Source organism: Streptomyces sp. NPDC054975 (assembly GCF_053609105.1).
In genome coordinates this window covers 72,470-76,286 of sequence record NZ_JBSGWV010000030.1, presented here as the reverse complement: position 1 = coordinate 76,286, position 3,817 = coordinate 72,470, and the positions used below count along the sequence as shown (strand labels likewise).

General features: G+C 68.7%; 3 protein-coding genes. 1 reads left to right on the top strand and 2 read right to left on the bottom strand.

Annotated elements, in window-relative coordinates; translation table 11 throughout:
- Positions 1-71 precede the first annotated feature (71 nt).
- Complete coding sequence (locus ACWF79_RS24075; protein WP_453730207.1) at positions 72-755, bottom strand: potassium channel family protein; 684 nt, start codon at positions 753-755, stop codon at positions 72-74.
- Positions 755-1,423: a potassium channel family protein gene (locus ACWF79_RS24070; RefSeq protein ID WP_453730206.1), complete on the bottom strand. Its 669-nt coding sequence runs from the start codon at positions 1,421-1,423 to the stop codon at positions 755-757. Before ACWF79_RS24070 ends, ACWF79_RS24075 begins: the two co-directional genes overlap by 1 nt.
- 234 nt (positions 1,424-1,657) lie before the next feature.
- On the opposite strand from ACWF79_RS24070, the gene ACWF79_RS24065 reads away from it, so the two are divergent.
- A complete protein-coding gene (locus tag ACWF79_RS24065) occupies positions 1,658-3,709 on the top strand; it encodes an APC family permease (RefSeq protein ID WP_453730205.1) in 2,052 nt (683 codons plus the stop codon).
- Positions 3,710-3,817 lie beyond the last annotated feature (108 nt).

Sequence of the window (3,817 nt, the reverse complement as noted above, 5' to 3'; positions counted from 1 at the left end):
TTTGTTTAAAAGAGACTGGGGCCCGGGACCGTTGTCAGGTCCCGGGCCCTTCCCCGTACGCGCGGTCGCCCTCAGCTCTTCGGCGCGCCCTCGTCGCGGCGGACCGAGAGGAGGTCCTCCAGCTGCTCCTCGCGGGCCTGGGCGGCCACGAAGAGAAGCTCGTCGCCGGCCTCCAGCGTCTCCTCCGGGCTCGGCGTCAGGACCCGCGAACCGCGGATGATCGTCACCAGGGAGGTGTCCTGAGGCCAGGCCACGTCGCCCACCGCCGTGCCCGCGACCGCAGACTCCGGCGGGAGCGTCAGCTCCACCAGGTTCGCGTCGCCGTGGCTGAAGCGGAGCAGCCGGACCAGGTCGCCGACGCTCACCGCCTCCTCCACCAGGGCCGACATCAGACGCGGCGTCGAGACGGCGACGTCCACGCCCCACGACTCGTTGAAGAGCCACTCGTTCTTCGGGTTGTTCACCCGGGCGACCACACGCGGCACGCCGTACTCGGTCTTCGCGAGCAGCGAGACGACCAGGTTCACCTTGTCGTCGCCGGTGGCCGCGATGACCACGTTGCAGCGCTGCAGCGCCGCCTCGTCCAGCGAGGTGATCTCGCAGGCGTCGGCCAGCAGCCACTCCGCCTGAGGCACCCGCTCCACCGAGATGGCGGTGGGCGCCTTGTCGATCAGCAGGATCTCGTGGCCGTTCTCCAGGAGCTCGCCCGCGATGGAACGGCCCACCGCACCCGCGCCCGCGATTGCGACACGCATCAGTGACCGCCCTCCTCAGGACCCTCGGCGAAGGCCGCCTCGACCTTCGCGATCTCGTCCGTGCGCATCATCACGTGCACGAGGTCGCCCTCCTGCAACACCGTCTGCGAGGACGGGATGACAGCCTCGCCCAGTCGGGTGAGGAACGCCACGCGCACACCGGTCTCGTCCTGCAGCTTGCTGATCTTGTGGCCGATCCACGCCGCGGAGGTGTGCACCTCCGCCAGCTGCACGCCACCGCTCGGGTCGCTCCACAGCGGCTCGGCGCCGGACGGCAGCAGCCGCCGCAGCATCTGGTCGGCGGTCCAGCGGACCGTCGCGACCGTCGGGATGCCGAGCCGCTGGTAGACCTCGGCGCGCCGGGGGTCGTAGATGCGGGCCGCCACGTTCTCGATGCCGAACATCTCGCGCGCGACCCGCGCCGCGATGATGTTCGAGTTGTCTCCGCTGCTCACGGCGGCGAAGGCACCGGCCTCCTCGATCCCCGCCTCACGCAGCGTGTCCTGGTCGAAGCCGACGCCCGTGACACGGCGCCCGCCGAAACCGGAGCCGAGGCGGCGGAAAGCCGTCGGGTCCTGGTCCACGACCGCGACGGTGTGCCCCTGCTGCTCCAGGGTCTGCGCGAGAGCGGCTCCCACTCGCCCGCAGCCCATGATGACGATGTGCACGTCCCCTTACCCCGCACTCCTGATCGCCTTGCTGACCTGCGAAAACACCCTGCTCACAACTTTCCTCACCCGACTGGCCCGGGCCGTGGCGGACAGCGCCCTGCCGTGCTGCCCGATCCGAGCTTATGCGGCAACGCCGAACGGGACCGCATCCGAGGTACCGGGCAGGGAGATTCCGTGCGGATTGGGGGTCGCGGTGAGCATGGCCGTTTTCGAACGCTTACGATCCTCTCCGTGTCCAAACTGACCGACCTGCCCAAACGGATCTTGATCGGACGGGCTCTGCGGAGCGACAAGCTCGGAGAGACTCTGCTCCCCAAGCGCATCGCCCTCCCCGTCTTCGCCTCCGACCCGCTGTCCTCGGTGGCGTACGCACCCGGTGAGGTGCTGCTCGTCCTCTCGATCGCGGGTCTGTCGGCCTACCACTTCAGTCCGTGGATCGCGCTGGCCGTCGTCGTGCTGATGTTCACGGTCGTCGCCTCCTACCGGCAGAACGTGCACGCCTATCCGAGCGGCGGCGGCGACTACGAGGTCGCCAACACCAACCTCGGCCCGAAGGCCGGCCTGACCGTCGCCAGCGCCCTGCTCGTCGACTACGTCCTGACGGTCGCCGTTTCGATCTCCTCCGGAATCGAGAACCTCGGCTCCGCCATCCCGTTCGTCGTCGAGCACAAGGTCCTCTGCGCGGTCGGCGTCATCCTGCTGCTGACGCTGATGAACCTGCGCGGGGTGAAGGAGTCGGGCAGCCTCTTCGCCATCCCGACGTACGTCTTCGTCGCCGGGGTCTTCATCATGATCGCCTGGGGCGCGTACAAGGGCATCGTCCTCGACGACACCATGAAGGCGCCCACCGCCGACTTCGAGATCAAGCCCGAGCACCAGGGCCTGGCCGGCTTCGCGCTGGTCTTCCTGCTGCTGCGCGCCTTCTCCTCCGGCTGTGCCGCGCTCACCGGCGTCGAGGCGATCTCCAACGGCGTCCCCGCCTTCCGCAAGCCGAAGTCGAAGAACGCGGCGACCACGCTGCTGCTCATGGGCGGCCTGGCCGTCACCATGTTCTGCGGCATCATCTTCCTGGCGATGGCCACCGATGTACGGATGGCCGAGAACCCGGCCCACGACCTGCTCCTCAACGGGCAGCCGGTCGGCGAGAGCTACGTCCAGGACCCGGTCATCTCCCAGGTCGCCGCCGCCGTCTTCGGCGACGGGACGTTCTTCTTCGTCCTCCTCGCCGCGGCCACGGCGCTCGTCCTCTTCCTGGCCGCCAACACGGCGTACAACGGCTTCCCGCTCCTCGGCTCGATCCTCGCCCAGGACCGGTACCTGCCGCGCCAGCTGCACACCCGCGGCGACCGGCTCACCTTCTCCAACGGCATCGTGCTCCTCGCCGGAGCCGCCATGCTGCTGGTGTGGGTCTACGGGGCCGACTCGACGAAGCTGATCCAGCTGTACATCGTCGGCGTCTTCGTCTCCTTCACCCTCAGCCAGACCGGCATGGTCCGGCACTGGAACCGGCACCTGAAGACCGAGAAGGACCCGGCCAAGCGCCGCCACATGATCCGCTCCCGCGCGATCAACACCTTCGGCGCCTTCTTCACCGGCCTGGTCCTCGTCGTCGTCCTCGCGACCAAGTTCACGCACGGCGCCTGGGTGGCGCTGCTCGGCATGGTCATCTTCTACGGGACGATGTCGGCGATCCGGCGGCACTACGACTCGGTGGCGGAGGAGATCGCGGCGGCCGAGGAGCGCCCCGACGAGTACGTCCGCCCCTCCCGCGTCCGCTCCGTCGTCCTCGTCTCCAAGCTGCACAAGCCGACGCTGCGCGCCCTCGCGTACGCGAAGCTGCTGCACGCCCACGAGCTGGAGGCGCTGAGCGTCAACGTCGACCCGGCCGAGACCAAGGCGCTGCGCGAGGAGTGGGACCGGCGCGGGATCAACGTACCGCTCAAGATCCTCGACTCGCCGTACCGCGAGATCACCCGGCCCGTCATCGAGTACGTGAAGAACATCCGCCGCGAGAGCCCGCGGGACGCCGTCTCGGTCTACATCCCCGAGTACGTCGTCGGCCACTGGTACGAGCACCTGCTGCACAACCAGAGCGCCCTGAGGCTCAAGGGCCGCCTGCTCTTCACCCCGGGTGTGATGGTCACCTCGGTCCCGTACCAGCTCCAGTCGTCCGAGGCCGCGAGGAAGCGGGCCAGGAAGCGGCAGGACTGGAACGCGCCGGGATCGGTGCGCCGCGGTCCGGTCGAGAAGCGCCCGAAGGAACCGGCCGGAAAGGGCACGTAGACTGGTGGGGGGGGGCCCGCCGGCCCCCCCCCCCCCACATAGTGGTGGTGAAGCCCAAAAAGAAAAAGCACCACAAAAAAAGATTGTTGGGGGGGTGTTAGAGGTTGG